At 62.6% G+C, this 3409-nt stretch carries 7 protein-coding genes; 5 read left to right on the forward strand and 2 right to left on the reverse strand.

From position 1 onward, the window contains the following. Positions 1-441: amidohydrolase family protein (locus QOI01_RS26000; protein ID WP_526386046.1), on the forward strand; the 441-nt coding region annotated here is incomplete at its 5' end. 420 nt (positions 442-861) lie between these two features. Here QOI01_RS26000 and QOI01_RS26005 read toward each other — a convergent pair. Then, positions 862-1032: a hypothetical protein gene (locus QOI01_RS26005; protein WP_526386047.1), complete on the reverse strand. Its 171-nt coding sequence runs from the start codon at positions 1030-1032 to the stop codon at positions 862-864. Positions 1033-1061: 29 nt separating this feature from the next. Here QOI01_RS26005 and QOI01_RS26010 point away from each other — a divergent pair, with 29 nt between their 5' ends. The 4 genes from QOI01_RS26010 to QOI01_RS26025 all read left to right on the forward strand — a co-directional run bounded on the left by QOI01_RS26010 (position 1062) and on the right by QOI01_RS26025 (position 3029). After that, the gene (locus QOI01_RS26010) at positions 1062-1355 is read left to right on the forward strand and encodes an alkyl sulfatase C-terminal domain-containing protein (RefSeq protein WP_526386048.1); all 294 of its coding nucleotides are present in this window, start codon (positions 1062-1064) and stop codon (positions 1353-1355) included. Between the two features lie 189 nt (positions 1356-1544). Next, positions 1545-1883 carry a molybdopterin-dependent oxidoreductase gene (locus QOI01_RS26015; protein WP_526386049.1) on the forward strand — a complete coding sequence of 113 codons (339 nt, stop codon included), beginning with the start codon at positions 1545-1547 and terminating at the stop codon, positions 1881-1883. Between the two features lie 256 nt (positions 1884-2139). Next, entirely contained in the window at positions 2140-2775 is a 636-nt protein-coding gene (locus QOI01_RS26020; RefSeq protein ID WP_526386050.1) for a ferredoxin--NADP reductase domain-containing protein, read from the forward strand. After that, positions 2772-3029 (forward strand): hypothetical protein, encoded by a 258-nt coding sequence (locus QOI01_RS26025; protein ID WP_526386052.1) that lies wholly within the window; start codon positions 2772-2774, stop codon positions 3027-3029. Before QOI01_RS26020 ends, QOI01_RS26025 begins: the two co-directional genes overlap by 4 nt. On the opposite strand, the gene QOI01_RS26030 is transcribed toward QOI01_RS26025, so the two are convergent. Beyond that, positions 2989-3240 (reverse strand): fumarylacetoacetate hydrolase family protein, encoded by a 252-nt coding sequence (locus QOI01_RS26030; protein WP_526386051.1) that lies wholly within the window; start codon positions 3238-3240, stop codon positions 2989-2991. The two genes, QOI01_RS26025 and QOI01_RS26030, sit on opposite strands and share 41 nt — an antisense overlap. Positions 3241-3409 lie beyond the last annotated feature (169 nt).

Below are 3409 nucleotides of genomic sequence, written 5' to 3' on the forward strand. Positions count from 1 at the left end.
GAATCGCTGGTGGGTTCCGCGTGGGGGTTCGGACACGAAACCGCCACCCACGCAGTCCGCCTGATGCTGTCCGGCCTGTTCGACACCTACCCCGGAATCCAGATCATCGTCGGCCACCTCGGCGAAGGGCTGCCCTTTCTGCTACCACGCTTGGAGCACCGACTGAACAAGCAACACGAGGGCGCCGGCCTGGGCACCGCACGGCGCAAGGTCGGTGAGTACCTCAGCAACAACTTTATCCTCACCACCAGCGGCCATTTCCACACCCGCACCCTGCTCAACGCGATCAGTGAAATCGGCAGCGACCGGCTGTTGTTCTCCGTCGACTACCCCTACGAGAGCATGGCCGATGCCGTCGAATGGTTCGACAATTCGTTGCTGAGCCACAACGACCGCGCAAAGATCGGCAGGGAAAACGCTCAACGCATCTTCAACCTCTGAACTCTCAGCATCCGCCCTGCGCACACTGGTGGAGCGGCACCGCATTGTAGACACCCCGTTAACACCATCATCGCGGATCCCCAAGGCTCTGCCGCGCGGACGACGCATGCCGATTTCCAGCCACGACGCCATATTCGATTCGAGGAGCCGCTCACTCGAATACCGCACCTTTGGAATAAGTGCCCGCTGCCAGTCAACCGAGCGAAACTGTTTACACGCCAACATTTTCCGAACATTTGCAGAGCGGTTGGCTGACGATGATCAGTGTCCGGCGTCGAATTCGATGGGCAGGGTGGCGGGGCCGCTCATTCCGGTCATTGGCTTCCAGGGTGCGGGCCCGGCGAGCTGGGCGGTCCGATACTCACGCGCCACTGCCGGTCCGGGTTGGATAGTGCCGCCGCCGTTGGGATCCGGCGGAGTTCAGCGATTCAGCTGCTTCATCGCCTCGACCAGCTGCGGGTCGTCAGACTGGAGGCGGCCGGCGAACCCTGCGTTCTCCAGCGGGTAGTGGTTCATCAGGATAAGCGTCTCCGCGATGTTGGCGATGCCGTCGTAAGCCTGGCCGACAGCGATGAGGATCTTTTCGGCCATCCTGCGCTTGGCGTCGATCCCTGAGGGCGTTGTTTGACCGCCGAGCCGCGCAAGGGTTCAGCGCGACGATCGCGCTTCGGCTCGGCGAGAACCACTTCAGTATCGAGGTTTCCGACGGCCAGCTCCAGCTGGCCCGCGGGGAGGCCGAACGGGCCACCGTGACACTGGACACCGACCCGCAGACCCTGGCCGCGCTGCTTTACGGCGGTCGTCCGCTCGATGACGCCCTGCGCACCGGCGAAGTGACGATCGTTGGCGAGGCTGCGGTAGCGGCCCGGTTTTTTCATCTCTTCCCGTTACCCGAGCCAGCCAGCACTTTCTGAGCTCGTCCGCCCGACCCGCAGACCGCCGGCGACTCCTGGTTTCTAGCGAGAGATCGCTTTTCGAGGAGCGCAACTGCTAATCGGGAGGACTGGAATACGGCACAGTGGCCACGATCACGCGATAACAGACAAGTGATACCGTGTTATCACATAGCTGGGAAGCATGCTCGAAGCCAACTGGGGGGCGGTGTGATCTTTGAGAAGGCGACTTACTGCCGGATATGTGAGCCGTTATGCGGGCTGATCGCCACAGTCGAAAACGGCCGACTCGTCGATGTGCGGCCGGATAAGGACAACCCCATCTCGAAGGGTTTCGCATGTCCCAAGGGCATCGGGATGATTTCGGTGCACAACAGCCCGGACCGGCTCCTACATCCGATGCATCGGCAACCTGATGGCAGCTTTGTTCGTGTGTCGTGGGACCTCGCCCTCACGGACATCGGAGAACGACTGCGCACGATCATCCCCAGACGAAAAGGGCTGCCCGCCTTTTCGAATGGACCGCGGCGCGGCCAGGCGTGCAGATGAATCTGAACGTCGACATCGGTCGGCATCTCAGCCGCGAGGAGTTGCTCGACCACCACCATGCAGTCGTCTACGCCGTCGGGGCGACGACCGCACACTGGGGATCGCCGGCGAGGACCTGCCCGGAAGCCACAGCGCAGGCGACTTCGTCGGCTGGTACAACGGCCATCCCGACTATCGAACCCGCACATTCGATTTGTCCGGTCAGCGAGCGGTCATCGTCGGCAACGGCAATGTCGCCCTGGATATCGCCCGGAACTTGCTGCTTCCCCCAGATACGCTGGCGGTCTCCGATATCGCCGACCACGCGTTGACCGCTCTGCGGCGCAGCAATCTGAGCGAGGTCGTGCTGCTCGGGCGTCGCGGCCCCGCCCACGCGGCTTTCACCAGCCCCGAGCTACTCGCCCTCGGCGACCTCCCCGATATCGACGTCGTCGTCGAGCCGCCCGGCATTCTGGCTGACGACTCGACGTCGAGGGGGGCTATCGACACCGCCAGTTCTTACTCGGCCCGCCTGAAGCACTCGATCCTGCGCGAATTCGCCGGCTGCGCAGCGACATCGAATGGCAGACGGATCATCCTGAAGTTCCTGAGCTCGCCGATGGAAATCCTAGGCGACAGGCGAGTCGATGCCGTTCGAATCGTCCGAAACCACCTAGTGCTCAACGCCGATGGCCAGTTCGTCACCCGCCCCACCACCGATACCGAGGTGTTGCAAACGAGCCTAGTTCTACGGGCCATCGGGTATCGAGCTGCGCCGATAGCAGGCGTGCCCGTTGACCGCCTTCGCGGCACCATCGCAAACATCGACGGTCGTGTCATCGATCCCAGCTCGCAACGCCCGTTGTCAGGCGTCTACACCACCGGTTGGAGCAACGCGGACCGAGCGGCGTGATCGGCACCAACAAGAAGTGCTCACTGGAAACGGTGGAGTTAATCCTCAACGATCATGCCAAGAACCTTCTGCCGGAGCCCCCACGAGACCTTGCGGACCTTGATCGCTTGATCGCGCAACGACAACCCGCGTTGGTCGACATCAACGCCTGGCGAAGGATCGACGCCTCGGAACGTCGCCGCGGACACGCGACAGGAAGACCACGAGTCACGTTCACCCGCGTCGAGCAGATGCTCGCGGTGGGCCGCACCTGAACCGCAGACGGGTGCGTCGGCGGCGCGACCTGACGGCCAGGGCCTGCTTGACGATGACCGCCATGAGTTCGCCCTCGTAGTCCAGCATCGGCGAGTCGTAAGGCACGAGGATCGGGTCGTTCGTTCCGGTGAGGCAGGAGACCCGCTTGTTGAAGAATGTCGGCAGTACGCAATCCAAATGCGATACGAAGCGTTGCTGACGGACCCACACATTAGGGAGCTCCAATGGAACAATCGCCTGCTGATGTCTCCGAAAATCCTGCGGTCGCCCTGCCGGAGGCTCCGCAGCACATTGCAAAGGACCACCCAGATGTATGGGCCGCCTTTCAGCAACTTGGCGCAGCCCTCAACCAGGCGGGGCCACTTGATGGACGGACCAA

The sequence above is a fragment of the Mycobacterium sp. genome, assembly GCF_032162605.1.
In the GTDB taxonomy this organism is placed as follows: Bacteria; Actinomycetota; Actinomycetes; order Mycobacteriales; family Mycobacteriaceae; genus Mycobacterium.